This window comes from Streptomyces sp. SLBN-31, from assembly GCF_006715395.1.
Lineage (GTDB): Bacteria > Actinomycetota > Actinomycetes > Streptomycetales > Streptomycetaceae > Streptomyces.
The window spans coordinates 1,217,929-1,243,992 of record NZ_VFNC01000002.1; the positions used below are offsets into that span (position 1 = coordinate 1,217,929).

The following is a 26,064-nucleotide window of genomic DNA, read 5'->3' on the forward strand; positions in this document are numbered from 1 at the left end:
CGCACCCGCATCGTCACGGAACTTTTTCCTGCCCGACGCAGTGAAAACGGCTCCGCCGGGTATACGACGGCACCGCACGGGTATCAGCCAACCGGTCAATGCCCGCAGGACTCGCCCACGCCCGGGTGAGCGGCCCCGGCCACAAGGGCCGTACAGGCCCCGTACGCCACGCCGATCCCCCGTGTACGCAGGGGTTCATCGCGCGGCCGGGCCGTTAGGCTGCGGCTCTGCCCGCGCGGCCGTCCGCTCCGGTCCGCGCGCGGTCCGAGCCGCCCGTCGACGGAAGCGAGTTGAACTTTGAACTTCCTTACCATCGGTCACCGCGGAGTCATGGGTGTCGAGCCCGAGAACACCCTCCGTTCCTTCGTCGCCGCCCAGCAGGCCGGCCTCGACGTCATCGAACTCGATCTGCACCTGAGCAAGGACGGCGCACTCGTCGTCATGCACGACACCGACGTGGACCGCACGACCGACGGCACCGGCCCCATCGCCGAGAAGACCCTCGCCGAGCTGCGCGCCCTGGACGCCGGCCGCGGCGAGCACGTGCCGGTCTTCGAGGAGGTCCTGGACGCGGTGCGCACGCCGCTGCAGGCCGAGATCAAGGACGTGCAGGCCGCCCGGGCGCTGGCCGAGGTGATGCTCAAGCGGGACCTGGTCGCCCGGGTGGAGGTGTCCTCCTTCCACGACGAGGCGGTCGCCGAGATTGCCCGCCTCGTGCCCGGGGTGCGCACCGCGCTGATCGGCAGCCGCTTCGGCACCGACATCGTCGACCGCGCGGTCGAGGCCGGCGCGGCGACCGTCTGCCTCAACATCCGCCGGCTCACGCTGGAGATCGTGGAGCGGGCCCGCAAGGCGGACCTGCGGATCATCGGCTGGGTGGTCAACACCCAGGATCATCTGCGTCTGGTCAGGGCCCTGCAGCTGGACGGCGCGACCACCGACTACCCGGAGATCAAACGCACCGCCCGCTTCACGGCGTGACGCTCAGCCGAGCTCCTTGACCAGCAGCTCGAACTGCAGGTCGTCGCGCTGCGGGATACCGAAGCGCTCGTCGCCGTACGGGAAAGGGGTCATCCTTCCCGTACGGCGGTAGCCGCGGCGCTCGTACCAGGCGATGAGGTCCTCGCGTACGGAGATCACGGTCATGTGCATCTCGCTGACGCCCCACGCCTCGCGCGCCGCGCGCTCCGCCTCCGCGATGATCACCTTGCCGAGGCCGCCGCCCTGGAGTCGCGGGCTGACCGCGAACATCCCGAAGTAGGCGTGGGCGCGGCGGTGTTCGAGCTGGCAGCAGGCGATGACCACGCCGTCGCGCTCGACCGTGAGCAGACGGCTGTCGGGGGACTTGATGACCGCGAGCACACCCTCCTGGTCGGTGCGCTGCCCCTCCAGGATGTCCGCCTCCGTGGTCCACCCGGCCCGGCTGGACTCTCCGCGGTACGCCGACTCGATCAGCGCGACCAGGGCGTCGACGTCGGCGTCGGTGGCGTCGCGGAAGGTCAGTCCGGCGGCGGTTTCCATGGGGCGGCTCTCCGATCTCTGACACGGCACGGCACGGCACCGATGAGGGTAACGCCGCCACTAGGCTTCGGGTGCATGGTGCACGTTCTCAGCAGTCGTACCCTGCTCCGGCCCTCGGACCCCGAGCGCTCCCGCCGCTTCTACGGCGAGCAGCTGGGCCTGGCCGTCTACCGCGAGTTCGGCACCGGGCCGGACCGCGGCACCGTCTACTTCCTCGGCGGTGGCCACCTGGAGGTGTCGGGACGCTCCGATGCCCCGCCCTCCCCCGCCGTACGGCTGTGGCTGCAGGTCGAGGACGCCGACACGGCGCACGAGGAGCTGCGCGCCAAGGGGGTCGCGATCGTGCGGCCCCCGGTGCGCGAGCCCTGGGGGCTGATCGAGATGTGGATCGAGGACCCGGACGGGACGCGGATCGTGCTGGTGGAAGTGCCGGCGGACCATCCCATCCGGTACCGGCCCGGCATCTGAACCGCCTGCGGTGGTACCGGAGCACCCCGGATCAGGGGCGCGCCGCGAGAGGGGTCACCGTGATCCGGTCGATCACCGGGGCGTAGGGCGAGCGCTGGCCGTGGGGGTTCCGGGTGTCCCCGTCGAAGTCGGGGAGTTCGTCGGCGGTGAGGGTGACGGTGTTGGTGCCCTCGCCCAGGGTGACGGGGACGGTGAGGTGCCGGAAGTCGTTGAAGTGGAAGGTGGTCGGGAAAAGCGCCCGGTGCGGGGCCGCCCCGTTGACGGAGATGTCCGCGTGACGGCAGATGGGGTCGGGGTTGTAGTGCGTGGCGGGGGCCTGTTCGCCGTTGGAGTAGCGGATGGTCAGCGCGTGCCGGCCGGCGTGCGCCGCCGTCACGGTGAGGGTCAGCGCGTTGGCGGGACCGGCGCCGATGCCGTCGACCGCCTTGCCGCCGGTGGCACGGGAGTACGCGGTCACCTCGGCGGCACCGGACAAGGTGCCCTCCTCGGCGGCGTAGGCGGTCGTGGGCAGCAGGCCGCGCGACGGGCCGACGGTCAGCCGGTCCACGACCAGATGCTCCGAAGTCCCCGTCACCGTCACCTTGTTGACGCCGCCGGCGAGGAAGAGCGGGACGGGTCCGCGCGCCAACGGCCCCGTCTCCTCCCCGTTGACGGTGAGCAGGCCCTCACCGGGGCCGAGCAGGTCGACGGTGACCGTCGCCTCGCCGTCGCCGGCGGCGTGCACCCAGAAGGTGACGGTGCCGCCGCGCGGGAGGACCACGGCGCCGGGGCCGCCGGCGCCGCGATACGTGCAGTCGACTCGCGCTCCCGCCCCGAGCGCCGCGAACTCGGCTTCGTAGGCGTCCACTTGGTGTTCGTCGCGCAGGACGAGGTCCAGTCGGTCGATCACGGCGTCGCCCATGGTCGCGCCGAGGTCGGGGTCCAGGGCGGCAAGGGTGATGCGGTGCGGGCCACGGGTCAGCCCGGCGCGGGTGTCCGTGTGTCCCCACACGGCCCACTTGTAGCCGAGCGGCAGCAGCAGTTCGCGCGGGTCCTCGCCGTCGATGCGCAGGAAGACGTTGGTGGGGCCCGACTCGCGCACCAGGTCGGCTTGGTTGTGGGAGTTGGCGAAGACCCGGATGTCGTACGTCCCGTCCTGAGGCACCTCGACGTCGAAGGCGAGGACGCCGTCGGAGCCGGTGCGCAGGCCGCCCACGTGATAGCCGCCGGAGGTGGCGAACTTGTCGACGGCGGAGGGGGACCCCTCGGGGCCGTTCCGCGAGTAGCCGCCGCCCGTGTAGAGCGCGTCCTCCGCCTCGTACGTCCCGCGCCAGCCGGTCGACGGCGCGAGCGGCACGGCCCCGTTGCCGCCCGGGGAGATGATCAGCTGGTAGGCGGACATCTCGTCGAGGCCGGTCAGCGGAAGCGTCACCCTGCCCGCGGTGACCGGCAGTTCGACGTCGCGCAGCCGCGACGGCTGTGCGGAGGCACCCACTTGGCCGGTCCAGGGGATCTCCTGCAGCCGCAGGTGGACCCGGGTGCCGAAGAGCTCCGCGTCGACGCCCTCGACGACCAGGTCCGCCGCCCCGCCCGCGCCGCCGAACAGCACCCGCGCCTGGCGCTTGTCCCGGTCGAGCGTGGCGACGCCCTGCAGCGTGTACTGCGCGTTGGGGTGCGGCGCGGTGACCCGCACGGTGCTGCCGGACATCTGGCCGTAGGCGTTGAACAGCCACCACTGCCCGTTGGCCTTGTTCGCCTCCACCGCCGAGTCGTTGAGATTGCCGGCGATGTTCCAGTACGCCATGTCGGCGTCGACCTTCGACTCCTCGACGGCGGCGATCCACTGGATCATCTGGCCGGGAACGGAGAGGTGGTAGTTGTGCGCGTACTCGTTGAGGTTGACGGGAAGCGGGCCGATGCCCAACTCCTTCTCCATGGCGCGGTACTCGGCGACTCGCGTGCGGACCTCGTCCGGGGACGACAGCTCGTGCCAGGTCACCACGTCCGGCAGTACGTCGTGGTCGCGCGCGAACTCCAGGAAGCCCCGCACCTCGGGGTAGAGGATGCTGGTGTTGGGGCCGGCGACGCGTGCGCCGGGGTCGATCTCCTTGATGAGGCGGTGGGCCCGCGTCCAGGCCGAGAAGAAGGGACCGGGCTCGGTCCGCCAGGAGACCCCGTCGTAACTCCACTCCCCCGTGCCGAACATGTTGCCCTCGGGCTCGTTGAACGGCACCCACACGAGGTGGGACGTGAGCGCGCCGAGCCGCTGCGCCTGCCGCACCTGCCGGCGGACGGTCTCCAGGTGGCCGGCGAGCCTTTCCTCGCCGGTGGCGCCCGGCCATTCGTAGGGGAAACCGCGGTGGAAGTCGGTCGTGTACACGTAGACGTCCCTGCCGCCCGAGGCGACGAAGGACGGCAGGATCTCCAGGGCGTCGGCGCCGGGGTGCTGGACGCCGTCCTGGGCCTTGGTGGTGACCGTGCGGACGTACATGCCCTCGACCACCGCGCGGCTGGGAACGCCGTCGCCGTAGAGGCCGTAGAGCGTGCCGCTCGCGCCGCCGTGGAAGGGGCCCGTCTCGGTGCCCAGGTCGACAGTGAGCGTCTCGGCCGTCACGGCGCCCTCTTTCGTTCGAGATCCCGTACGCCAGCCGAAGATCCGAACCGGCCTGGTCGAACCTAGGGAGCGGCCGGGGATCGCGTCAACGGGGGTCCGGTCTACGAAAATTTCCGGAAGCCGCCGCTCAGGCCCGCAGCATGCCCGGGGTGCCCTCCAGCCGGCCGAGCAACTCGCCCAGCAGGTCGGCGAGTTCGCCCTGGCCTCGCGGGTCGAGGACGGAGAGCACGGCGGTCTCGTAGGCGAGTTGCTCGGGCAGGATCGAGTCGACGAGGTCCCGGCCGGCGTCGGTGAGGCGGACGTGGGCGACGCGTCGGTCACGGGTGTCACCGCGGCGCTCCACCAGGCCACGCTCGGTGAGCGCCTTCAGCCGCTTGGTGACGGCGGCGCCGGAGGAGAAGGTCTCCCGCGCCAGTTCGCTGGGGGTGAGTTCGTGGCCGGTGCGCCGCAGCGCGCCGAGCAGGTCGAACTCCGGGCGGCTCAGGCCCGCCTGGCGCAGCGGGGCGTCCTCGGCCTGCTGCAGGAGGGCGGCGCAGCGGTTGATCCGGCCGATGATCTCCATGGGACCGGTGTCGAGGCCGGGGTGGACGGCCTGCCACTGCCGGACGACCGCGGAGACGGTGTCGCCCCCGGTCGCGCCCTGCCGCCGCCCGTTCGCTGCCGTCATGGCCGTACGTCCTCCCTCGCGCCGCGCAGCCCCAGCTGCCGTACCGTCGCCGCGAGCGTACGGTGTCCGGCCTGCTCGGCGCCCACGACCCGCTCCTGGGGCAGCGCGCGCTGCCACCATTCCCCGGACGCGGCGTCCACGGTTGCGCGCAGGTCGGCCAGAGCCGCGGCGAGCCCGCGCCGGGCGGCTTCCAGGGCGGCGGGGGCGGCGGGCCCGGCCAGCAGACGGGCGGTGCGTTCGCGGACGCGCTCGACGTCGGCCAGCGCGTGCTCGACGCGGTCGCCGGAACGGCGGTTGGTCACGGCCACGGCGACGAGGAAGCCGACCAGGGCACCGACGAGGGTGTCGACGACGCGCTCGGTGATGAGCTCTCCGGGCGCCTGGTAGCGGTTGAACTCGGTGATGAGCAGGGCCATCGGGGTCACACAGACGGTCCCGAGCCAGTAGTTGCGGCCGATCAGGGCCTCGGCGCCGAAGTTGAAGGCGAGGCAGCACAGGACCAGGGCCGGCCGCCCGAGGTGGGCGAGCGGGGCGACGGCGGCGAAGAGCAGCACGCCGAGGATGTTGCCGACGACGCGCTGGACGCCCCGGCTCCAGGTGAGGGTGAGGTTGGCCTGGTAGAGGGACGCCGCGGTGACCAGGGCCCAGTAGGGGCGGCCGACGCCGAGGGCGAGGGAGGCGTAGCCGGCCAGGGCGCAGCCCAGTGCGGTGCGGACGGCGAGGGGGGTGAGCGGGCCGAGCCTGGTCCACAACGGCCGTGCCGGGACGGCGAGTTCAGCGTCGACGCCGAGGAGTTCGTCGGCGTCCCGCGGTTCGTGGAACTCGGGGATCGGGCCGCTGCCGCACAGGTCGCGCGACCAGGTGCGCAGCAGTTCGGGGTCGGTGTCGGCGGGGGCGGCGAGGGCGACCTCGGCGCGCACCAGGAGGCGCTCCAGGGCCCGCCGGGCGGAGGGGTCACCGGAGGCCAGGAGGGCCTGCCAGGCGGCCTGGATCGCGGCGGCCGCTGCGGCGCGGGATCGGGGGTGGCCGTCGTCGGCGCCGTGGGTGGCGGCGCAGGCGGCGGCCGCGTCGAGGGCCTGGGCGGTGGCCCGGCGTTCCGGGCCGTGCGGGCGCAGCAGGCCGGGCGCCATGCCGACCAGCCAGGCCCAGGCGCCCGCCGCGAGGGCCAGGGCGAGATGGCCGGGGAGCTGCGCCAGGGCCTGCGGGACGAAGAGGGAGGCGGAGCTGATGAAGGTGAGCACGACGTTGCCGGGCGGGCCGACCCGGGTCACGTCGCACAGCACCTTCTGCGCCGCCGCGAGCACCGCGCCCACGGTGACCAGGACGACCGCGCTGGAGGTGAGGGAGGCCGCGGTCAGGGCGACGGCGAGGCCGCCGACCATGCCCAGGACGACCCAGGCCAGAACGCGGGCCCGGGCGGCGTAGGGGCGGTTGTGGGCGTACAGGGCGCACAGCGATCCGGCCATCGTGTACATGGCCAGGTCTTGCCGGCCTAGGGCCAGCAGGAGGAGGTTGGGCGGGGCGACCGAGGCGACCACGCTCAGCGCGGGCTTGAACCAGATGGCCGAGGGGCGACCGAGACGCAGGACGCCGGCCAGCGGGAGTCGGCGGGCGCGGGGGGCGGTGGGGACGGGGGTCGCACGGCTCATGGAGACAAGCTTAGCAGGTGTTTTACTAGTAAATCATTTCGTCATGGGCCGCTCACCTGCCGTGCTCCCTCGAATGCTCCCCGTGTACATCCTTGCGCTCGCGTGCGCACCGGGCGGCCCGGGCATCGACGCACTGTCGAGACCGTCGAGCGGGGAGGTGCGCGTGCACGGACCGGCTTCGCCCGGCTGGCTGCTGGTCGCGCTGTGTACGACGACCGGGGCCTACTGTCTGCTGCGGATGCGCAGCAGAGTCGAGGAACAGCGCCGCTCCGCGGGCGGCGAGGCGCTGATGGGCTTCGGAATGGCCGCGATGGCCGTACCGGCGGCGGCGGTCGGCCAGCCGTCGTGGGCCTGGCCCGGTTACGCGGTCCTGTTCGGGTCCGCCGCGCTGCGCGCCCTGTGGGCGGCGCGGCGGGACCCGCACCATCTGCACCACCTGGTCGGCGCCTCGGCGATGGTCTACATGGCGGTGGTGATGGCCGCCTCTCCGGGCCACCACACCGGGCACGGCGGGCCGGCCGGGGTGCCACTGCTCACGGGTGCGCTGCTGCTCTACTTCACCGGCTACGTCCTGGTGTCCGGCGTCCGGCTGATACCCGTGGCCGCGGGCGGCGGGACCGTGGGATGGGGGGACCGGCCGGAGCTGGCGAGGGCGTGCCGGCTGTCGATGGGCATCGCGATGGTGGCGATGCTGATCACGCTCTGAGCGCCGCCGTGGAGGCCGGCCGGCCCCGCGTAGCCACCGCCGCTGATCACGCGCCGAGCGCCGCCGGCCCCCAGGGTGGCCACCGCCACTGATCACGCGCCGAGCGCCGTCGCGGAAGCCGGCCGGCCCCGCGGCTGATCACGCGCCGAGCGCCGTCGCGGCAGCCGCCCCCGCACGGCCACCGCCGTCACCTCGCACGCGGCGCCGGGCCGGAAGGGGCCCGCGCGGGAACCCGTGGAGGACACGGCCCTCCGCGTAAGCCACGGGCCTCCCCCGTCGGCGAGGATCACTCCATGCACAACACGTCCGTCGATTCCCCGCCCCGCCCGCCGGACCACCGCCCCGCTGCGCGCGCCGCGGGGGCGGCGGGTGTCCTGGCGGTGTGCTCGGCCCTCCTGCTCGCCCTGGTCGTGGCCGAGTGGCACCCGTTGATGGCCCTCGACAGTGACGTGGCCCGCACCACCCACCGCCGGGCCGTGGACGAACCCGGCCTCACCCACGTCTGCCGCATCCTGACCGACTGGGTCTGGGACCCCTGGACGATGCGCCTCGCGACCGCGCTCGCCGTGGTGTGGCTGGTGTGGCGGCGCTCGGCGCGGTGGACCGCGTACTGGCTGGCGGCCTCGGTCACCCTGGGTTCAGTGCTCCAGCAGGGGCTGAAGGCCGCGGTCGGCCGTCCGCGCCCCGTCTGGCCCGACCCCGTGGACTCGGCGCGCTACGCGGCCTTCCCCTCGGGTCACGCGATGACCGCCACCGTCGTCTGCGGGCTGCTGCTGTGGCTGGTCCACCACTACGGCGCGGGGCCCGCCCTGCGGCGAACGGCACTGTGGCCGGCGGTGGTCTCGGCGGTCGGTGTCGGCCTGACCCGCGTGTGGCTGGGCGTGCACTGGCCCTCGGACGTGCTGGGGGGCTGGCTGCTCGGGGCGACCCTGGTCGCCGTCGCCGTCGCCGTCCATCAGCGGTGGGGCCCCGAGCGCGCCTGAGCGAGGTCCTCTCGTACGGCGGAACCTCGCACCGTAGGATCCACCCATGCTCGCCGTCCTCTTCGACTTCTCCGGCACCCTGTTCCGCATCGAGTCCACCGAGTCCTGGCTGCGCGCCGTGTTGCAAGAGGCCGGGACGGCGCTTCCGGAGCAGGAGTTGCTGCAAGCGGCGAAGGCCCTGGAGGCGGCGGGCGCTCTGCCGGGCGGGGCGTTCCCGCTCCAGGTGCCCGCGGACCTCGCCGAGCTGTGGCGGGTGCGGGACGCGAGCGCCGAGCTGCACCGGGCCGCCTACACCGGCCTCTCCCGTAAGGTGCCACTGCCCGACCCCGCCCTGCACGACGCGCTGTACGACCGGCACATGACGCCGGCCGCGTGGGCGCCGTACCCCGACGCCGCCGAGGTGCTGTACGCGCTGTGCGAGCGCGGGCTCGGCATCGGCGTGGTCAGCAACATCGGCTGGGACCCGCGGCCCGTCTTCGAGGCACACGACCTGGACCGGTTCGTGGACACGTATGTGCTGTCGTACGAGCACGGCATCCAGAAACCCGATCCGCGGCTGTTCGCCCTCGCCTGCGAGGCCCTCGAGGTCGAACCCCGCGAGGCGCTGATGGTGGGCGACAGCCGGGAGGCGGACGGCGGGGCGGCGGCTCTGGGATGCCGGGTGCACTTCGTGGACCATCTGCCCGTCGCGCAGCGGCCGGGCGCACTGCGTCCGGTGCTGGATTTGGTCGGCTGAACCGCGTCCGCGGCGCCTACTCCAGATATCCCTCCACCTGCGAGGAGGGACGCACACTCGCCTCGTCCGGGTTCTCCCCGAACTCCGCCTTGGCGCGCCGCTGGCGCAACAGGTCCCAGCACTGGTCGAGTTCACGCTCCAGCCGGCCGAGCCGCTGCTGTTCCGTCTCGCCGTCGATCTCACCGGAGGCGAGAGAGGTGCGGAGCCTGCGCTCGTCCTCGACCATCTCCGAGATCCTGGCCAGGATCCGCTCGTCCTGTTCCATGCCCCTACGCCTCCTCGGCTCGACACCGATGACCACTGTAGGGACGCGGAGGCCGCTGTGCGACGGGAGTGCAAGAACCGGAGGTCGCGGCCGTGAGGGAGCGGAAACAGTAGCCTCAGGACACCTTCGGGGCGGTATGACCGCCCGCCTGAGACGATCCCCCGCGTCGCCCCAGACGGACGGCAGCCCTGACCACGCCCTTAAGAGGCGGCGGCCCGGATGCGTTGAGTATAGTTGGCTGGCAGCCAGTCAACGCAGGAGTTACAGCATGTCCCCGCGCAGCGCCTCGGTCAATGAAGAGTTGCGGAGACGTTCCCGGGAGCGGCTCCTGCAGGCGGCTGTCGAGATGGTCGGCGAGCACGGCTACGAGGCGACGACGCTCGGCGACATCGCGGACCGGGCCGGCTCGGCGCGCGGTCTGGTGTCGTACTACTTCCCGGGGAAGCGGCAGTTGGTGCAGTCGGCGGTGCACCGGCTGATGCACCGCACGCTGGAGGAGGCGCTGGAGCGCGAACCGCGCACCGAGGACGCGCGGGAGCGGATGGCGCGGGCCATCGACGCGATCCTCGGCCTGGCCCGGGACCGGCCGGTGTTGATGCGCCAGCACATGGCGGGGCTGCTGCAGGCCGAGGGGTTCATGCAGTGCCCGGAGCAGCAGCGGCTCGCCGAACTGCTGCGGGACACCGTCGCCCGGCACGGTTCGCGGGACGCGGCCACCGACTACCCCATGCTGCGCTCCCTGTTGATGGGCGCCGTCTACGCGATGGTGCTGCCGAACGTTCCGATGCAACTGACCACCCTGCGGGCCGAGTTGTTCGCGCGTTACCGGCTCGACTGGGAGATGGGCGTCCCGCCGGACACCGGGGAAGCGTCCGGCGGGACTCAACCGTCCGACCTGTCACGGTTCTTCGCCACGGGCGAGGGTCCGGACGAGGGATCGGAGGTCTCGGCCGGGTCGAAGTAGCCCGGCACCACCGGGAGCAGAACAACTCGGCGGCTCAGCGCCGAGCGTGACGGGGAGTCAGGAAACCCGCTTCACGCGCCTGCGAGATCATCCGCAGTGACTTGCGGCGGCTGTGCCCGGTCGCGCACATCACCGCGAGGACAGGGTCGACGCCCTCCTCCTGGGCCGCGCGGTACTCCTGCGCCACCAGCCACCGCCCCTCGATCCCGCGCGGCCAGGACGGCCGGGCCCGACGTCCGCCCCCGGCCCCCTCGCCCTCCGCGCCCGGCTCCCCGGTGGCGCCGCACGCCTCGAAGAGCGGCTCCTCGATCCACTCGGCGAGCACGGCGAGGTCGTCCAGGGACAGCGCCGGCTGCGCCCGGACGTCCTCCAGGCAGACACACCCCCCGCCGACCACGGCGAGCGCGTCGACCCGGGCGCCATCGGTGAACGCCAGCCGGACCTGGAACCACGCCGTACTGTCCCCGCCCTCCCGCACTTCCCACGCGGGCCACACGGACACGGCCCCATCCGTCGGACAACGATCAGAAAGATTAAGAAAGGATGCTTCTAGCACACACGCAACGTAACCGCATGATCACTTTCCCTACGAACGGACACGCACGCGGTGGCTCGCCGACACCCTGTCAGCGCAGCACCGGCGGTGCCATCCTTGAGCCGTCCGCGATCTCCCGCCGTGAGGAGTTCCGCCGTGCTGCATGTCGCCGTGGTCGGCTCCGGGCCGAGCGGTTGCTACACCGCCCAGAATCTGGTCCAGGCGGACCCGGAGGTCCTCGTCGACGTCCTGGACCGCCTGCCGTGCCCGTACGGACTGGTGCGGTACGGGGTGGCACCGGACCACGAGAAGATCAAATCCCTGCAGAACAACCTCCGTTCGGTGCTGGAGCACGAGCGGGTGCGGTTCCTCGGTGGCGTCCGGGTCGGCCCGGGCGGGATACCGGCCTCACGGCTGCGCGAGTCGTACCACGCGGTGGTGTACTGCGTGGGCGCGGCCACCGACCGGCACCTGGGCATCCCGGGCGAGGACCTGCCGGGCAGCTGGTCGGCGACGCAGTTCGTGGCCTGGTACAGCGCCCATCCGGACGCCGCCGACGACGGGTTCGTACGCGACGCCCGCTCCGCCGTGGTCATCGGCGTCGGCAATGTGGCGGTGGACGTCACCCGGATGCTCGCCCGGGGCGCGGCCGAGCTGAGCACGACCGACATACCGCAGGCGGCCCTCGGCGCGCTGGCCGCCAGCCGGGTCACCGACATCCACATGGTGGGGCGGCGAGGGCCCTCGCAGGCCCGCTTCACCACCAAGGAGCTGCGCGAGCTGAGCGGTCTGCCGGACACCGAAGTCACCGTCGACCCCGCGGAGTTGGCACTGGACCCGGCCTACGCCGATCCGTCCGCGCTGCCGACGGCGCGGCGCCGCAACGTGGAGGTGCTGCGGGGCTGGTCGTCCGCCCCTCCACGCGCTGGATCGGCCGCCCGGACCGCGTCCCGCAGGATCGCCCTGCGGTTCTTCCTGCGTCCCGTCGAACTGCTCGCCGACAAAGGGCGGGTGGGCGCGGTGCGCTTCGAGCGGACCGTGTGCGACGGGGACGGCGGTGTCACGGGCACGGGGCGGTACGAGGAGATCGAGGCGCAGTTGGTGCTGCGCTCGGTGGGCTATCGGGGTCTGCCGCTGGAGGGGCTGCCGTTCGACGCGGCGCACGGCACCGTGCCGCATCTCGCCGGGCGGGTGCTGCGCGACGGTGCCGTCGGGCCCGGCGAATACGTGGCCGGCTGGATCAAGCGCGGCCCGACCGGCGTGATCGGCACCAACCGGCCGGACGCCAAGGAAACGGCGACCTCCCTGCTGGAGGACGCCCCCGTGCTGCTGCGCAGGGACGTGCCCGGCGACCCGCTCGCGGCGCTGCGGGCGACCGGTGTCGAGCCGGTGACGTGGGCCGGCTGGCAGGCGATCGAACGTGCCGAGGCGGCGCTCGGGGCCTCGCTGGGGCGGAGAGTGGTCAAGCTGGCCGACTGGGAGTCGCTGCTGGCGGCGGCGCGGACGGCGGCCCCGTAGCGGAGTCCGCCGCCTGTGGGTGGGCAGTACACAGAACGGCAACACGACAGAAATCAACAAACTGTTCAAGCCTCGTACGGTCTCGTGCTGTTCGGATGCCCCCGCCGCCCTGGAGTTCCCATGACCTCACCCGCCCCCGTCCATCCCGTCGACGAGGTCCCGCCCGTACGGCAGTTGGCCGCCTTCGGGCTGCAGCACGTGCTCGCGATGTACGCGGGCGCGGTGGCCGTCCCGCTGATCGTCGGCGGGGCCATGAAGCTGTCGCCGGCGGACCTGGCGTACCTGATCACCGCCGATCTGCTGGTGTGCGGCATCGCCACGCTCGTGCAGTGCGTGGGGTTCTGGCGGTTCGGCGTCCGGCTGCCGATCATGCAGGGCTGTACGTTCGCCGCGGTGTCGCCGATGGTGCTCATCGGGACGACCGGTGGCGGTCTGCCCGCGATCTACGGGTCGGTGATCGTCGCAGGACTCGCGATCGTGCTCCTGGCGCCGGTGTTCGGGCGGCTGCTGCGCTTCTTCCCGCCGCTGGTGACCGGCACCGTGATCCTGATCATCGGGGTGTCACTGCTGCCCGTGGCGGGCAACTGGGCCGCGGGCGGCGCCGGTTCGAAGGACTTCGGCGAGCCGAAGAACCTCGGCCTGGCCCTGTTCGTGCTGCTGGTGGTGCTCGGCGTCCAGCGGTTCGCGCCCGTTTTCCTGAGCCGCATCGCGGTGCTGATCGGCATCGCGGTGGGGCTGGCGGTGGCGGTCTCGTTCGGCTTCACGGACTTCGGCGGCGTCACCGACGCGGACTGGCTGGGCATCAGCACGCCGTTCCACTTCGGCGCGCCCGCCTTCCACGCCTCGGCGATTGTCTCGATGCTGGTGGTGGCGCTGGTGACGATGACCGAGACCACCGGTGACCTGATCGCCGTCGGCGAGCTCACCGGGCGCGCGGTCGAGCCGCGCTCGCTGGCGGACGGGCTGCGCGCCGACGGCCTGTCGACCGTGCTGGGCGGGGTCTTCAACACCTTCCCGTACACGGCGTACGCGCAGAACGTGGGCCTCGTCGGGATGACCCGGGTGCGCAGCCGCTGGGTGGTGGCCGCCGCGGGCGGCATCCTCGTGCTGCTCGGCCTGCTGCCCAAGCTGGGCGCGGTGGTCGCGGCGATACCGGCGCCGGTGCTGGGCGGCGCGGGGCTGGTGATGTTCGGGACGGTGGCCGCGAGCGGCCTGCGCACCCTCGCGCAGGTGGACTTCAAGGACAACCACAACCTCACGGTCGTAGCGGTGTCGGTGGCCGTGGGCATGCTCCCGGTCGGCGTACCGACGGTCTACGAGCAGTTCCCCGACTGGTTCCGGACCGTGATGAACAGCGGCATCAGCGCGGGCTGTCTGACGGCGATCGGGCTGAACCTGCTGTTCAACCACCTTCCAGCGAAGGGGGCTTCAGTCCCCGAGGCGGGCGGCCTGCCGGCCGGCGGCGGCGAGCAGGGCGTCGAGCAGTCCCGGGAAGAGGTCGTCTAGGTCGTCCCGGCGCAGGCCGTTCATCTTGGCCGTGCCCCGGTAGCACTGCCGGATCACCCCGGCCTCGCGCAGCACCCGGAAGTGGTGCGTGGTCGTGGACTTGGTCACCGGCAGCGCGAACTGCGAACACGTGAGCTCGTCGTCGGCGGCGAGCTCACGCACAATCTGCAGCCGCATCGGATCGGAGAGCGCGTGCAGCACGGCTTCCAGGCGGATGTCCTCGCTCGCGGGGTGCGGCAGGTCGCGACTGCTGGTGGCGGGGGCGGTACTCACGGGACCATTGTACGAGGGGCATCGTAGTTTGACACTCGACGTACTACGATGGTTATCGTACGAGCGTCATTCGGTCCCGCGAGAACGGAGCAGCTCGTCATGAGCGCCCTCTTCCAGCCCTTCACCCTGCGTGACGTGACCATTCCGAACCGGGTGTGGATGGCCCCGATGTGCCAGTACTCGGCCGACCCCGAGGGCCCCGGGACCGGCGCGCCGAACGACTGGCACTTCACCCACCTCGCGGCCCGCGCGGCCGGGGGCACGGGCCTGATCCTCACCGAGGCCACGGCCGTGTCGCCCGAGGGCCGCATCTCCCCGTACGACCTGGGCATCTGGAACGACGCGCAGGTCGAGGCGTTCCGGCGGATCACCCGCTTCCTCGCCTCCCAGGGCACGGTGCCCGGCATCCAGCTCGCCCACGCCGGCCGCAAGGCCTCGACCGACCGGACGTGGAAGGGTGGCGGACCGGTGGGTCCGGAGGCGTACGGCTGGCAGCCGCTCGCGCCGAGCGCGGTCGCGTTCGACGACCGGCACGTGGTGCCGACCGAGCTGTCGGTGGAGCAGATCCAGGAGATCGTCGGCCAGTTCGCCGACGCCGCCCGCCGCGCCCTCGCCGCCGGTTTCGAGGTCGCCGAGATCCACGGCGCCCACGGCTACCTGATCAACGAGTTCCTCTCGCCCCACTCCAACCACCGCACCGACGCCTACGGCGGCTCCTACGACAACCGCACCCGTTTCGCCCTCGAGGTCGTGGACGCCGTTCGGGAGGTGTGGCCCGAGGACAAGCCGCTGTTCTTCCGGATCTCGGCGACCGACTGGCTTCAGGACGGCGGCTGGACGGCCGACGACACCGTCCGGTTCGCCGCGGACCTCCGGGCCCACGGCATCGACCTGCTGGACGTCTCCACCGGTGGCAACGCCTCCGGTGTGCGCATCCCGGTCCGTCCCGGCTACCAGGTGCCGTTCGCGGCCCGGGTGAAGGCCGAGACCGCCCTGCCCGTGGCCGCCGTCGGCCTCATCACCGACGCCGAACAGGCCGAGAAGATCCTGGCCAACGACGAGGCCGACGCCGTGCTGCTGGGCCGCGAGCTGCTGCGCAACCCCTCCTGGGCGCGGCACGCGGCGCGGGAGCAGGGCGGGGACGTGCACGTGCCGGACCAGTACCACCGGTCCGTGTAGCTCACTGCGGGTCGAAGTCGGAGCCGGCCGCGACGGCGTGGCCGTGCAGGCCCTGCCATGCCTGGTGCTGGGCCAGCTCGGCCACCTCGCGGGTCTCCGCCACGACGTCACCGCGTTCCCGGACGAGGCTTTCGTAGACGGGTAGGTGATCGATGTGGGTCGCGTTCGATGTCACGGCTTGATCCTTCTCGGTGCGGTACGGACGACCAGCAAATAAAACAGAGCCAGGTGGTCGTAAGCGCGGAGAAGACGGACGCTTTCTGTGCCTATGGTGCGAACATCCTGTGTCACCGGGCCAGCCGCCGCACCGCCTCCTCCAGCCCGGGCACGGCCCGCTGCCCCGCAAGCGCCAGCGCGATCGCCGCGGCGACACCCGCCCAGGCGACCGGTCCCAGCGGGGTGCAGCCGAACAACCCGCTGACGCCCGGGGTCTGGATCAGGGCGACCAGCGCCACCGCGGAGCCGATCGACGTGACCCGCACCAGCGGGCTGTCCCGGCGGTCCAGCAGGGTCTGCGCCAGCTGGGTGCCGACCACCCCGCACAGGGCCATCGTGCCGGAACGGCGGGCCGTGCCCGGTGTGAAGCGGCCGAACAGCCACGCCGCGGTCGCGCCCAGACTGGTCGTCAGGGCACGGTCCCGGATCTGCCGGATCAGCGGCGCGCCCAGCACGTCGGAGGTGTCCTCCGGCGACCCGGCCGCCGCCGCCTGCGCCTTCTCGTCCGGCGTCACCGCCACCGCCATCGCCGGGAACAGGTCGGTGAACAGGTTCACCAGCAGCATCTGCCGGGTGGACAGCGGCGCTCGGCCCGACAACAGCGTGCCGAGGATGCCGAAGCCGACCTCGCCGGCGTTGCCGCCGATCAGGATGGCGATGGCGTCGGCGACGCTGTGCCACAGGGCACGGCCCTCGTGGATCGCCTCGATCAGGACCGACAGGTCGTCCTCGGTGAGAACCAGGTCGGCGGCGTTGCGGGCGGCCGCCGAACCCCGGGCGTTGATGCCGACGCCGACGTCGGCCGCCCGGATCGCGGCGGCGTCGTTGGCGCCGTCGCCGACCATGGCGACGACCCGGCCCGCGTCCCGCAGCGCCTCGACGACCTGCAGCTTCTGCTCGGGCGCGACCCGGGCCACCACACCCACGTGCTCCAGCATCCGCGCCCTGGCCGAGCGGTCCGCGGCCGTCAGCTCGTCGCCGGTGACCACGACCGTGTCCTCGGGCCAGCCGAGGTCGGTGGCGATGGACCGCGCGGTCTGCGGATGGTCGCCGGTGAGCATGACCGGCCGCACGCCCGCCTCGCTCAGGCCCCGCAGCAGAGCCGGGGAGGTCTCCCGCGGCGGGTCCGACAGCGCCAGCAGTCCGACGAACTCCAGTTCCTGCAAGGGCTGTTGGAGTACGTCCGGGTCGCTCTCGCCGTCCGCCGGCCGGCGTTCGGCCACGGCCAGCACGCGCAGCCCGTCGGCGGCCAGCGCGGACGCCGTGTCAAAGACGTGGGAGGGCAGGCCGGCGCAGGCCGGCAGGATGTTCTCCGGCGCCCCCTTGACCACCAGCATCCGTGTGCCGTCCGCGCCCCGTCCGACGGCGGCGGCGTAGCCGCGGGCGGCCTCGAACGGCAGCCCCTCGAGCTGGCTCCAGTCAGGGTCGGGGCCGGCCGCGTCGAGCACCGCCTCGTCGGTGGCGTGCACGATCCGGTCGGTGTCGCCGTTCTGGGGACAGGCGCGCGCCGCGACCCGCAGCGTGGGCACGGCCGCGTCGTCGTCCACGGCGTGGACATCACCGTCGGCGTCCGAGACCCGGGTCAGGCGCAGCGCGTTCTCGGTGAGGGTGCCGGTCTTGTCGAAGCAGATGATGTCCATCCGGCCCAGCGCCTCGAGCGTGCGCGGGGTGCGGACCAGGACACCGCGGCGGCTGAGCCGCCGGGCGGCGGCGAGCTGGGCCACCGTGGCCACCAGCGGCAGCCCTTCGGGTACGGCGGCCACGGCGACGGCCACCCCACCGGCGACCGCCTCGCGGATGGGGGTGCGGCGCAGCAGCGCGAGCCCGGTCACCGCCGCTCCCCCGGCCAGGGTCAACGGCAGTGCCTTGGCGGTGAGTTCCTGCAGCCTGCCCTGCACTCCGGCGGCCGGGGGCGTACGGGAGGCGAGGTGGACGGCGCGGGCGGCCTCGGTGCGCTCGCCGGTGTCCACCACGACGGCGCGGGTCTGTCCCGCGACCACGGTGGTGTGCTCGAAGACCATGCAGCTGCGCTCGGCGACCGCGGCGTGCGGTGTCGGGTCGGTCTGCTTCTCCACCGGCAGGGACTCCCCGGTCAGCGCGGACTCGTCGACCTCCAGCCCGTCCTGCCACAGCAGCCGCGCGTCGGCCGGGACCACGTCGTCGGCACCGAGTTCGATCACGTCGCCGGGCCGCAGCCGGGCCGCGTCGACGATGCGGGTGCCGCCCTGCTCGGCCTCGTCCCGGGGCGCGACGCGCGCCATCTGCTTGTGCTCGTCCAGCAGCCCGGACAGGGCCCGCTCGGCCCGCAGCCGCTGGAACCCGCCGACCAGGGCGTTCAAGTCGAGCGCGCCCACGACCAGCAGGGCGTCAACGGCGGAGCCGAGGATCGCCTCGGCGGCCGAGCCGACCACCAGCACCGGGGTGAGGGGATCGTCCAGCTCCCCGCGCACGGCCTGGGCCAGCTGCACCGACCAGCGCGCCGGTGCGAACAGCGGATGCCGGCCCACGCGGCGGGCGGCCCGACCCGCCTGGGCCGTCACCCGCCGCCTCTCGCCCGGTTCCGCCTCGGCCAGACGCTTCAGGTGACGTCGTACGCCCTTGTGGTCCAGTTCGTGCCAGGCCACCCGGGGGCGCGGGTGCGGAGCGGGTGCCGCCGCCACGCGCAGGGCCGCGCGGGCGCCGGAGAACAGGGCCACGGCCGCGCTCACGTCGACCGGGGTGTGGCGCAGACCGGGCCACGGCGGGCGGTTGCGGCCCCGGGCGCTGGACTCGCCGACCGCCACCAGGATCCCGGACAGTGTGGCGCCGGAGCGGGCGAGCGTCTGCGACCTGCGGCCGACCGCGCGCGCCGCCGGGATGGCGGCCAGCAGCCGCCACGCGTCGCTCAGACCGTGCGGCGCCAGCACGTCCGCGCCCCACACGACGGCACCGTCGTGATCCGTCAGCGCGACCGCCACGTCACCGGCGAGCAGCCCGGTCAGTACGTCCGTGTCGTCCGCCGACCGGGGCCGGGCGACGGTGACCACCGTGGCGCCTTCCTCGCGCAGCCGGCGCACCGCCTCGCCCAGCGACTCTTCGGCGGGCAGCACGGTGTCGGCGAGACCGGTGAAGTCGGCGAGCGCCGGATCGTCCCCCAGCACGACGCGCAGCCCCGCCCTCCGAGCCGCGTCCAGGACCGGCTCGGCCCACTTGTCCGCTCCCTCGCCCGGTGTGCGCAGGGCGCTCGGGTGCAGGACGACGGTGTCGGCCATCTCCAGCTCTCGCAGGCGCTCGGTGTCACGGACCAGCACCCCGGTCCGCGACAGCGCGGTGCTCAGCACGGCGTGGAAGGCCGCGGGACCGTAGCGCGCCGCCTTGGGCGAGCCCGCGAGGACCGCCTCGGCGGCCTCGTTGGTGTCGCGCTTGACCAGCAGGGCGGCCACGGCACCGAGCAGACTGCCGACGGAGGCGTGACCGGCGTACTCCTGCGCCGGGGACGTCCGCAGCGGCGGGCGCGGCGAATGATCCGCCGGTACGCCGCACCGGTCGGGGGTGCACACCTCGTCGTGCGCCGTTTCGAACGCGGTCACCCGGGCCACCGTCTCGACCAGCTGGCAGGAGCGCAGCGCCCCGTCGAGCACCAGGGCGGTCGGGGTCCGGCCGGCCCCGTGCACGGCCGCGTTGACGCCGGCCAGCAGCAGGTCCATCCGGGTACGGCCGAGCCGGTCCCGCAGCCAGCCGCGGACCCTGGGGTTCTCGCGCAGCAGCGTCACCAGCGCGGTCACCTGGCGTGGCGTCGGCGGCAGCCGCAGGCCGTAGCCGGCCAGCGCGAGCGCGACTCCCAGCCCGTCGGCCGCGAGGGCCATCGCGGCGGCCCGTACCCCGGCCGGGTCGGCGGGGTGGGCGAACTCCTCCACCGCCTCGTCGGTCGGCACCAGGCCGTGCCGTTCGGCGGCCTCGCCCGCCGCCTCCACGACCCGGTCGCCGAGCGTCTCCTCGGCGGCGACCACCACCAGCCTGCGCAGTCCGCCGTCCCAGTACGCGTACGCCACGTCCGGCCGCTCGGCCAGGGTCTCCGCGACCCGCCGCGCCAGATGCTCCTTCCCGCCCTCCCGACGCACCCGCTCCGGCTCCTCGGGGCGCAGTGCGAGATGCGTCCTGGTGCCGACCCGCCAGGGCCCCCGGCTGCCCGGCAGCGCCGCCCGGGCGACGCGCGTGACGTGCGCGACGCCGTCCGCGCCGCGCACCCCGGCCCGGGCCGCCCCCGCCACGGCCCCGGCCGCCGTGCCCACCGCGGGAGCCGTCCCGCGGACCAGCAGCCGCGGCCCTGCCACGGCGAGCCGGCCCGCGGTGGCGGCGGGCCGTGTCAGCAGTCCCAGAACCATCACACCCCCTCCCCCGAAGCACGCCCACCGACGCCCCCGTCGTCCGACCCGCTCTCGGCAGCCCCGGGCTCCGGCGCCTCGGGACCGGGCAGATCCTCCACATCACGGGCGAGCACGGGACCCGGCGCCTCGGTACCGGACGCCTGCGGCACGCCACCGGCGCCCTTCTCCGCGGCCGCCCCGGGCTCCGGCGCCTCAGGACCGGGCAGATCCTCCACATCACGGGCGAGCACGGGACCCGGCGCCTCGGTACCGGACGCCTGCGGCACGCTACCGGCGCCCTTCTCCGCGGCCGCCCCGGGCTCCGGCGCCTCAGGACCGGGCAGATCCTCCACATCACGGGCGAGCACGGGACCCGGCGCCTCGGTACCGGACGCCTGCGGCACGCCACCGGCGCCCTTCTCCGCGGCCGCCCCGGGCTCCGGCGCCTCAGGACCGGGCAGATCCTCCACATCACGGGCGAGCACGGGACCCGGCGTCTGACCCGGCGTCTGCCGCGTGTCACCGGGCACCGGCGCCATCGCACCGGCTTCCGGCGTCTCCACGCCCGTCCATCCGGGACCCGCCGCCTGCGTGTCGGACAGCTGCCGCCCATCGCCGGTCACCGGCTCCATCGCGCCCAGGACCGGCGCGTGCCGCCCCAGAATCCGCTCCTCGTCGTCGGTCGTCGTCTCGGCCTCGCCGGGGGCCGGCGCCCTGGGGCCCGTGGGCAGCTGGGTGTCACCGGTGATCACCGGCTGCTCGTCGGACGGGAGGCCGCCGGGCGCTCCGCCCCTACCGGCCCCGGGCGTCGTGCCCACATCACCCGAGGGCGCTTCGAACACCTGGCCCGAGGAGGTGTCAGGCCCCTGGCCCGAGGAGGTGTCAGGCCCGTGGCCAGAAGACCTCTCGGAGCCCTGGCCGAACATCTCGGCCCCCTGGCCCGAGGACGCCTCGGACCCCCGGCCCGAAGGCGTCTCGCGCCCCTCGCCCGCGCGCATCTCCCCCATCTCGTCCGCGGGCGTCTCCGGCTCCTCGGGTTCCTCGTCCAGCGGGATCACCCCGATCTCACCCGCGGGTACGCCACCCCCGGACTCCCCCGAGCCCCGGGAGTCCCCGGCGTCCCCGGAACGCTCCCGCTCCTCCGGTCGCGGCTGTGTCAGCCAGGCCACCGCCGCGCCCGTGAGGGCGACGGGCCACTCCACGACACCCGCGACACCGAGCACCCCGGCCCCCGTGTACACCGCCAGGCGCCGCCCCCGCGGTGACACGGCCCCGACCTTGTCCAGCGCTCCCCCGGCCACCCTGCTCACCATCCCGGCGCCGGGCACGTGCCGCAGCGCCGAGGCCGCGGTCCGCAGCGGCTCCGGAAGGGTCGTCGACGACGACCGTTGCTCCTGCCGAGCCATGACTCTCCTCGATCCGTATGAGTTCGCTTTGCCGGATTGGCCGGGTTCCCGCTCTGCGCCACGTCATCCGGACACGAAGGAGAGAGAGCGCCGCGAGGAAGCGGCGCCCGGAAGCGGTTGCGAACGCCGCGATGGCCGGAGATCGCCGCCTCCGGCCACCGCGACACTCGGGACGAGTCAACTCGACGAACAGGCGGTCCCGTTGAGCGTGAAGGCGGCGGGCGCCGCACTGTTGCCGCTGTGGTTGGCCTGATAGCCGATGCTCACGCTCGCGTTCGGGGCGATCGTCCCGTCGTACGACGCGTTGGTGGCCGTCACCGCACCGCTGCTCGGCGCGTACGTGGCGCCCCAGCCGTTGGTGATGGTCTGCCCGGCGGGCAGGGTGAAGCCGAGCTGCCAGCCGTTGATCGTCGTGGTGCCGGTGTTGGTGACGGTCATCGAGCCGGTCAGGCCCGTGCTCCAGGCGCTGGTGGTGGCGGTCACCCTGCAGGCGCCGGGCTGCGGCTGGGGTGCGGGACCCGAGGTGCCGAGGCCGAAGAAGGTCAGCGCCCTTGATGCCATGCCGTAGGTGTAGAGGTTGTGGCCGACGCCCTGGAGACTGATCGCCTCGACGGGCGCCTGGTCACCGGTGGAGCCGTAGCGGGTGCGGGTCCAGCCGGAGGCGGGCGTGTCGGTGGCGGCCGGGGTCTGGCCGACGCCGAGGACGTCGGTCCACTGCTTGATCTCCTCCCCGAAGTTGGGGTAGCGCAGCGTCGCGTCGTCGGTGCCGTGCCACAGCTGCATGCGCGGTCGGCGCCCGGTGTAGCCGGGGTATGCGCCGCGCACCAGGTCGCCCCACTCCCGCGGGGTGTGGGTGACGGTGCCGTTCGCGCAGGCGCTGTTCCACTCGGAGCCGTCGGTGGTGGCGAAGCAGCCGAAGGGCACGCCGGAGAAGGCCGCGCCGGCCGCGAACACGTCCGGGTAGTCGCCGAGCAGGACGTTCGTCATCATCGCTCCGGAGGAGATGCCGGTGGCGAAGATCTTGCCGGGGTCCGCGCTGTAGGTCCGGGTGACCCAGTCGATCATGGACTTGATGCCGACGGGGTCGCTGCCGCCGCCGCGCTTGAGGGCCTGGGGCGAGGAGACGTCGAAGCACTTGCTGGCCCGGGTGACCGAGGGGTAGATCACGACGAAGCCGTAGGTGTCGGCGAGTTGCGCCCACTCGGTGCCGTTGTACATGGCCGGCCCGGAGCCGGTGCAGTAGTGCACGGCCACGACGACCGCGGGGTGCGCGGTGACGCCGGCGGGCACGTAGAGGTACATCCGCAGGTTGCTGGGGTTGGTCCCGAAGTTCGTGACCTCGGTGAGGGTGGCGGTGGGGACGGCGGCGCGCGTGGCGGCGGCGGCCGGCGGCGCGGTGAGGGTCACCGCGGCGAGTAACGGCAGCAGTACGGCGACCAGCGCCGACAGGATCGTCCGCAACGGTCTGCTCACGGTCGCGCGGGGGCGGGTGCGGGTGGACACGTCCTTGTGCTCCCTTCTGGGCGTTCCGGAAATACGGGCCACCCCTTCCGGAAGACACTCGGGAACTCCCGGGAATCTCCCGGAAAAGAGGAGGCGTGCGTCCCGCATGGTGACATGGACACAACCGTCATGGAAGCGCTCCCACGCGACTTCCGCACCCAGATCCGGACAAGCCCTTGCACCGCACCGACCGGACCGAATTCTTTTGCGCAAAGCGTTGACCAGAAAGCGCTTTCCCCCTACGGTCCGTTCAGCGATGTGACTTGCAGGCGCCCTCCGGGGGTCAAAGGGTCACAATGCCCCCGCGTCACGCTCAACATGGCGAACATCGTTCACATATACGATCACGCACGCTGTCGAAGGGACGCACCCGCATGCGTACTCGCCCCCCACGTACACACGCGCAAAGATCCACAGCGGTGACGGCCACGGCGGCCGCCCTCGCCGCCGTCACCGTCCTCGCTCTCCCCCAGTCCGCCTCGGCGGCGGAGTCCTCGCCGGTCGGGTTCGGTGCCGGCACCACCGGCGGCGCCGGCGCCACGACGACGACCGTCTCTACGCTGTCGGCGTTCAAGTCGGCCGTCACCGGAAGCACCGCGAAGGTCGTCAGGGTCAGTGGCCTGATCCCACTGAGCGGCCAGGTGGACGTCGGCTCCAACACCACGGTGCTCGGCGTCGGTTCGTCGTCCGGGTTCACCGGCGGCGGACTGCGGCTGAAGAACGCCACCAACGTGATCATCCGCAACCTGAACATCAGCAGGGCGGTCGGCACGGACGCCATCACGGTCCAGAAGTCGACCAAGGTCTGGATCGACCACAACTCCCTGTCGTCCGACCGTACCCACGGCAAGGATTACTACGACGGCCTGGTCGACATCACCCACGCGTCCGACTACGTGACCGTCTCCTGGAACACCTTCAAGGACCACTACAAGGGTTCCCTTGTCGGCCACAGCGACAACAACGCGAGCGAGGACACCGGGCACCTGCGGGTGACGTACCACCACAACTGGTTCGACAACGTGAACTCCCGCATCCCCAGCCTGCGTTTCGGCACCGGGCACTTCTACGACAACTATGTGGTCGGCGCCGAGACGGCCGTGCACTCCCGCATGGGCGCGCAGATGCTCGTCGAGAACAACGTGTTCCGCTCCACCCAGGTCGCCGTCACCACCAACCGCGACAGCGACGTGGACGGCTACGCCAACCTCAAGGGCAACGACCTGGGCGGCGCCACGACCGAGATCTCACAGGTCGGGACCTTCACCAGCCCGCCCTACGGCTACACGGCCGAGCCGGCCTCCTCCGTCGTCGCCTCGGTGACCGGCGGCGCGGGCACCGGAAAGCTCTGACCCCACCCCCCTCAAAAAGAAGGCATCGGGACATGACTTCATCAACTTCCTTACGCGCCCGCAGGCGCGCACTGGCCGGCGCCCTGGCCGCGCTCGGCCTCACGTCTGTCATGATCATGACGGAAGGAGCCGCTCCGGCGAGTGCCGCCACCTGGCCCACCGCCAACGGCAGCCAGGCCGTCACCGCCACCATCTCGATCTCCGGTACCAAGGACTACGGGATGAAGCGCCTCTACGGCAGCGGCGACCTCGGCACCGGCGGGCAGAACGAGGACCAGGACCCGATCCTGGATCTGGCGGCCGGCGCCGTCCTGAAGAACGTCATCATCGGCGCGCCCGCCGCGGACGGCATCCACTGCGAGGGCAGCTGCACGCTGCAGAACGTGTGGTGGGAGGACGTCGGCGAGGACGCGGCGACGTTCCGGGGCTCCTCGTCCTCCAACGTGTACACCGTCTCCGGCGGTGGTGCGAAGGAGGCCAGCGACAAGGTGTTCCAGTTCAACGGCGCCGGCACGCTCAACGTCTCGAACTTCGCCGTGCAGAACTTCGGCAAGCTGGTGCGCAGCTGCGGCAACTGCAAGACGCAGTACAAGCGGACGATCAACCTCAACACCATCGAGGCGACCTACAAGGGCACCGCGCTCGTCGGCATCAACACCAACTACGGCGACAGCGCGACCCTGAAGAAGATCACCATCATCGGTGACAGCAGCAAGAAGATCGTGCCCTGCCAGAAGTACATCGGCAACAACACGGGCGCGGAGCCGCCGAAGAACGGTTCGGGTCCGGACGGGACGTACTGCAAGTACGCGAGTTCGGACATCACCTACAAGTAGCCCTCCCCCCACGGTGGATCAGGCCGTACGAAGCACACCCGCACGGTGCTTCGTACGGCCGCCGTGTCAGGTGCCCATGTCCCTGGTGATCTGCTGCTGGTAGTCCGCGTACGCGGCGCGCAGGGCCGGACCCGGCCAGTCGGCGGGGAGGAGCCCGGCGGGCAGCACGGGGTCCGTCAGCAGATGGCGTACGACCGCGGCGAAGGCGGCGAAGACTTCCGCGGGCCGGTCGGCCCGAGCGATGTGGGCCAGCAGGGCGCGGGCGGTGGCGGCCCACGCGTCCAACGGCCACAGCCCTTCGGCCAGTTCGCGCGCCGGGCGGTCGGGGCGGGCGGTGCAGGTCTCGGCCACCGCCGACAGGTCGCCCGGCAGGGGGCGGCTGAGGTTGGCGGGACGCAGCCACACCCCCTCACGCAGTTCGGCCAGTCGCAGGGCGGTGAGACGGGCGCGCAGCTCGGCGCGTTCGGCGGGGCCGCGGCCGGTCGCCGTGACCACCACCATCTCCCAGTCACCGCTCCACGCGCGCGTGCGTGCCTCGACCGCCTCGTCCTGTCGGCGCTGGCGCGCCAGCAGACGGTCGCTGAGCCGGTAGACGGAGTCGTCCGAGCGCCGCAGGTCCCCGGCGGTGACCATCCGGCTGAGCGCGGCACGCAGCGTGGAGCCGCCGACGCCGAAGGGCTCCACCGCCCGGACGAGATCCTTCACGGCGAGTTCCGGCGGGTGCGTGCCCAGCAGCAGGCTCAGCACGACCGACCTCGCGGACAGCGGCCGCAGGTCGACCTGGCCGGACCGCTCCGAGACGTTCATGCGCATGGGCACGTACTCTACGGGCGCCTCCTTGT

Annotated in this window: 23 protein-coding genes; 11 read left to right on the forward strand and 12 right to left on the reverse strand. The window is 72.8% G+C overall.

The features are described 5' to 3' along the window. Window positions 1-297: 297 nt before the first annotated feature. The gene (locus tag FBY22_RS25570) at window positions 298-981 is read left to right on the forward strand and encodes a glycerophosphodiester phosphodiesterase family protein (RefSeq protein WP_142149706.1); all 684 of its coding nucleotides are present in this window, start codon (window positions 298-300) and stop codon (window positions 979-981) included. Between the two features lie 3 nt (window positions 982-984). On the opposite strand, the gene FBY22_RS25575 is transcribed toward FBY22_RS25570, so the two are convergent. Beyond that, window positions 985-1,521 (reverse strand): GNAT family N-acetyltransferase, encoded by a 537-nt coding sequence (locus tag FBY22_RS25575; protein WP_142149708.1) that lies wholly within the window; start codon window positions 1,519-1,521, stop codon window positions 985-987. 75 nt (window positions 1,522-1,596) lie between these two features. Between FBY22_RS25575 and FBY22_RS25580 the strand changes: the two genes are divergently transcribed. Continuing rightward, window positions 1,597-1,989: a VOC family protein gene (locus FBY22_RS25580; RefSeq protein WP_142149710.1), complete on the forward strand. Its 393-nt coding sequence runs from the start codon at window positions 1,597-1,599 to the stop codon at window positions 1,987-1,989. Between the two features lie 31 nt (window positions 1,990-2,020). Here the strand turns inward: FBY22_RS25580 and FBY22_RS25585 are convergent, their stop codons facing one another. From FBY22_RS25585 to FBY22_RS25595, 3 genes are all read right to left on the reverse strand, one after another. Beyond that, window positions 2,021-4,624, reverse strand: a complete 2,604-nt coding sequence (locus FBY22_RS25585) for a cellulosome protein (protein ID WP_399212545.1) — start codon at window positions 4,622-4,624, stop codon at window positions 2,021-2,023. 85 nt (window positions 4,625-4,709) lie between these two features. Beyond that, window positions 4,710-5,249 carry a MarR family winged helix-turn-helix transcriptional regulator gene (locus FBY22_RS25590; RefSeq protein WP_142149714.1) on the reverse strand — a complete coding sequence of 180 codons (540 nt, stop codon included), beginning with the start codon at window positions 5,247-5,249 and terminating at the stop codon, window positions 4,710-4,712. After that, window positions 5,246-6,898 carry an FUSC family protein gene (locus tag FBY22_RS25595; protein ID WP_142149716.1) on the reverse strand — a complete coding sequence of 551 codons (1,653 nt, stop codon included), beginning with the start codon at window positions 6,896-6,898 and terminating at the stop codon, window positions 5,246-5,248. The genes FBY22_RS25590 and FBY22_RS25595 overlap by 4 nt, the downstream gene beginning before the upstream one ends. A 163-nt stretch (window positions 6,899-7,061) precedes the next feature. Between FBY22_RS25595 and FBY22_RS25600 the strand changes: the two genes are divergently transcribed. From FBY22_RS25600 to FBY22_RS25610, 3 genes are all read left to right on the forward strand, one after another. Beyond that, complete coding sequence (locus tag FBY22_RS25600; protein WP_142149718.1) at window positions 7,062-7,604, forward strand: DUF5134 domain-containing protein; 543 nt, start codon at window positions 7,062-7,064, stop codon at window positions 7,602-7,604. A gap of 293 nt (window positions 7,605-7,897) precedes the next feature. Beyond that, window positions 7,898-8,587: a phosphatase PAP2 family protein gene (locus FBY22_RS25605; RefSeq protein WP_142149720.1), complete on the forward strand. Its 690-nt coding sequence runs from the start codon at window positions 7,898-7,900 to the stop codon at window positions 8,585-8,587. A 46-nt stretch (window positions 8,588-8,633) separates the two neighbouring features. Further along, window positions 8,634-9,323 (forward strand): HAD family hydrolase, encoded by a 690-nt coding sequence (locus FBY22_RS25610; RefSeq protein WP_142149722.1) that lies wholly within the window; start codon window positions 8,634-8,636, stop codon window positions 9,321-9,323. A gap of 16 nt (window positions 9,324-9,339) precedes the next feature. On the opposite strand, the gene FBY22_RS25615 is transcribed toward FBY22_RS25610, so the two are convergent. Beyond that, a complete protein-coding gene (locus FBY22_RS25615; protein ID WP_142149724.1) occupies window positions 9,340-9,588 on the reverse strand; it encodes a DUF2630 family protein in 249 nt (82 codons plus the stop codon). 268 nt (window positions 9,589-9,856) lie between these two features. On the opposite strand from FBY22_RS25615, the gene FBY22_RS25620 reads away from it, so the two are divergent. Further along, complete coding sequence (locus FBY22_RS25620; RefSeq protein WP_142149726.1) at window positions 9,857-10,552, forward strand: TetR/AcrR family transcriptional regulator; 696 nt, start codon at window positions 9,857-9,859, stop codon at window positions 10,550-10,552. Window positions 10,553-10,586: 34 nt separating this feature from the next. Here FBY22_RS25620 and FBY22_RS25625 read toward each other — a convergent pair whose 3' ends face one another. Beyond that, window positions 10,587-11,054 (reverse strand): DUF6214 family protein, encoded by a 468-nt coding sequence (locus FBY22_RS25625; protein ID WP_142149728.1) that lies wholly within the window; start codon window positions 11,052-11,054, stop codon window positions 10,587-10,589. Between the two features lie 189 nt (window positions 11,055-11,243). Between FBY22_RS25625 and FBY22_RS25630 the strand changes: the two genes are divergently transcribed. Both FBY22_RS25630 and FBY22_RS25635 read left to right on the forward strand, forming a co-directional pair. Then, entirely contained in the window at window positions 11,244-12,605 is a 1,362-nt protein-coding gene (locus FBY22_RS25630; protein WP_142149729.1) for an FAD-dependent oxidoreductase, read from the forward strand. Between the two features lie 120 nt (window positions 12,606-12,725). Then, window positions 12,726-14,111: a nucleobase:cation symporter-2 family protein gene (locus FBY22_RS25635; RefSeq protein WP_142149731.1), complete on the forward strand. Its 1,386-nt coding sequence runs from the start codon at window positions 12,726-12,728 to the stop codon at window positions 14,109-14,111. Here the strand turns inward: FBY22_RS25635 and FBY22_RS25640 are convergent. Beyond that, window positions 14,034-14,384, reverse strand: a complete 351-nt coding sequence (locus FBY22_RS25640; RefSeq protein ID WP_142149733.1) for a helix-turn-helix transcriptional regulator — start codon at window positions 14,382-14,384, stop codon at window positions 14,034-14,036. The two genes, FBY22_RS25635 and FBY22_RS25640, sit on opposite strands and share 78 nt — an antisense overlap. 99 nt (window positions 14,385-14,483) lie before the next feature. Here FBY22_RS25640 and FBY22_RS25645 point away from each other — a divergent pair, with 99 nt between their 5' ends. After that, on the forward strand, window positions 14,484-15,563 hold the full coding sequence (locus FBY22_RS25645; RefSeq protein WP_142149735.1) for an NADH:flavin oxidoreductase/NADH oxidase: 1,080 nt from the start codon (window positions 14,484-14,486) through the stop codon (window positions 15,561-15,563). 1 nt (window position 15,564) lies between these two features. On the opposite strand, the gene FBY22_RS44285 is transcribed toward FBY22_RS25645, so the two are convergent. From FBY22_RS44285 to FBY22_RS25665, 4 genes are all read right to left on the reverse strand, one after another. Then, a complete protein-coding gene (locus FBY22_RS44285) occupies window positions 15,565-15,738 on the reverse strand; it encodes a hypothetical protein (protein ID WP_174267266.1) in 174 nt (57 codons plus the stop codon). A 112-nt stretch (window positions 15,739-15,850) separates the two neighbouring features. Further along, entirely contained in the window at window positions 15,851-20,143 is a 4,293-nt protein-coding gene (locus FBY22_RS25650; RefSeq protein WP_142149737.1) for a cation-translocating P-type ATPase, read from the reverse strand. Beyond that, window positions 20,143-21,531 (reverse strand): hypothetical protein, encoded by a 1,389-nt coding sequence (locus tag FBY22_RS46045; RefSeq protein ID WP_399211820.1) that lies wholly within the window; start codon window positions 21,529-21,531, stop codon window positions 20,143-20,145. Before FBY22_RS46045 ends, FBY22_RS25650 begins: the two co-directional genes overlap by 1 nt. Before the next feature lie 177 nt (window positions 21,532-21,708). Then, window positions 21,709-22,971, reverse strand: a complete 1,263-nt coding sequence (locus FBY22_RS25665; RefSeq protein ID WP_260845321.1) for a PHB depolymerase family esterase — start codon at window positions 22,969-22,971, stop codon at window positions 21,709-21,711. A 437-nt stretch (window positions 22,972-23,408) separates the two neighbouring features. Here FBY22_RS25665 and FBY22_RS25670 point away from each other — a divergent pair, with 437 nt between their 5' ends. Together FBY22_RS25670 and FBY22_RS25675 are read left to right on the forward strand one after the other, a co-directional pair. Further along, on the forward strand, window positions 23,409-24,386 hold the full coding sequence (locus FBY22_RS25670; protein WP_142149741.1) for a polysaccharide lyase family 1 protein: 978 nt from the start codon (window positions 23,409-23,411) through the stop codon (window positions 24,384-24,386). A gap of 32 nt (window positions 24,387-24,418) precedes the next feature. Further along, entirely contained in the window at window positions 24,419-25,222 is an 804-nt protein-coding gene (locus FBY22_RS25675) for a pectate lyase (protein WP_142149743.1), read from the forward strand. A gap of 66 nt (window positions 25,223-25,288) precedes the next feature. On the opposite strand, the gene FBY22_RS25680 is transcribed toward FBY22_RS25675, so the two are convergent. Then, the gene (locus tag FBY22_RS25680; RefSeq protein ID WP_142149745.1) at window positions 25,289-26,035 is read right to left on the reverse strand and encodes a PaaX family transcriptional regulator C-terminal domain-containing protein; all 747 of its coding nucleotides are present in this window, start codon (window positions 26,033-26,035) and stop codon (window positions 25,289-25,291) included. Window positions 26,036-26,064: the final 29 nt, after the last annotated feature.

Coding starts and splice junctions, on each gene's coding strand:
- FBY22_RS25575 (WP_142149708.1), bottom strand. CDS start 1,521: ATGGAAACCGCCGCCGGACTGACCTTCCGCGACGCCACCGACGCCGAC.
- FBY22_RS25580 (WP_142149710.1), top strand. CDS start 1,597: ATGGTGCACGTTCTCAGCAGTCGTACCCTGCTCCGGCCCTCGGACCCC.
- FBY22_RS25590 (WP_142149714.1), bottom strand. CDS start 5,249: ATGACGGCAGCGAACGGGCGGCGGCAGGGCGCGACCGGGGGCGACACC.
- FBY22_RS25595 (WP_142149716.1), bottom strand. CDS start 6,898: ATGAGCCGTGCGACCCCCGTCCCCACCGCCCCCCGCGCCCGCCGACTC.
- FBY22_RS25605 (WP_142149720.1), top strand. CDS start 7,898: ATGCACAACACGTCCGTCGATTCCCCGCCCCGCCCGCCGGACCACCGC.
- FBY22_RS25610 (WP_142149722.1), top strand. CDS start 8,634: ATGCTCGCCGTCCTCTTCGACTTCTCCGGCACCCTGTTCCGCATCGAG.
- FBY22_RS25615 (WP_142149724.1), bottom strand. CDS start 9,588: ATGGAACAGGACGAGCGGATCCTGGCCAGGATCTCGGAGATGGTCGAG.
- FBY22_RS25620 (WP_142149726.1), top strand. CDS start 9,857: ATGTCCCCGCGCAGCGCCTCGGTCAATGAAGAGTTGCGGAGACGTTCC.
- FBY22_RS25635 (WP_142149731.1), top strand. CDS start 12,726: ATGACCTCACCCGCCCCCGTCCATCCCGTCGACGAGGTCCCGCCCGTA.
- FBY22_RS25645 (WP_142149735.1), top strand. CDS start 14,484: ATGAGCGCCCTCTTCCAGCCCTTCACCCTGCGTGACGTGACCATTCCG.
- FBY22_RS25650 (WP_142149737.1), bottom strand. CDS start 20,143: ATGGTTCTGGGACTGCTGACACGGCCCGCCGCCACCGCGGGCCGGCTC.
- FBY22_RS46045 (WP_399211820.1), bottom strand. CDS start 21,531: ATGGCTCGGCAGGAGCAACGGTCGTCGTCGACGACCCTTCCGGAGCCG.
- FBY22_RS25670 (WP_142149741.1), top strand. CDS start 23,409: ATGCGTACTCGCCCCCCACGTACACACGCGCAAAGATCCACAGCGGTG.
- FBY22_RS25675 (WP_142149743.1), top strand. CDS start 24,419: ATGACTTCATCAACTTCCTTACGCGCCCGCAGGCGCGCACTGGCCGGC.
- FBY22_RS25680 (WP_142149745.1), bottom strand. CDS start 26,035: ATGCGCATGAACGTCTCGGAGCGGTCCGGCCAGGTCGACCTGCGGCCG.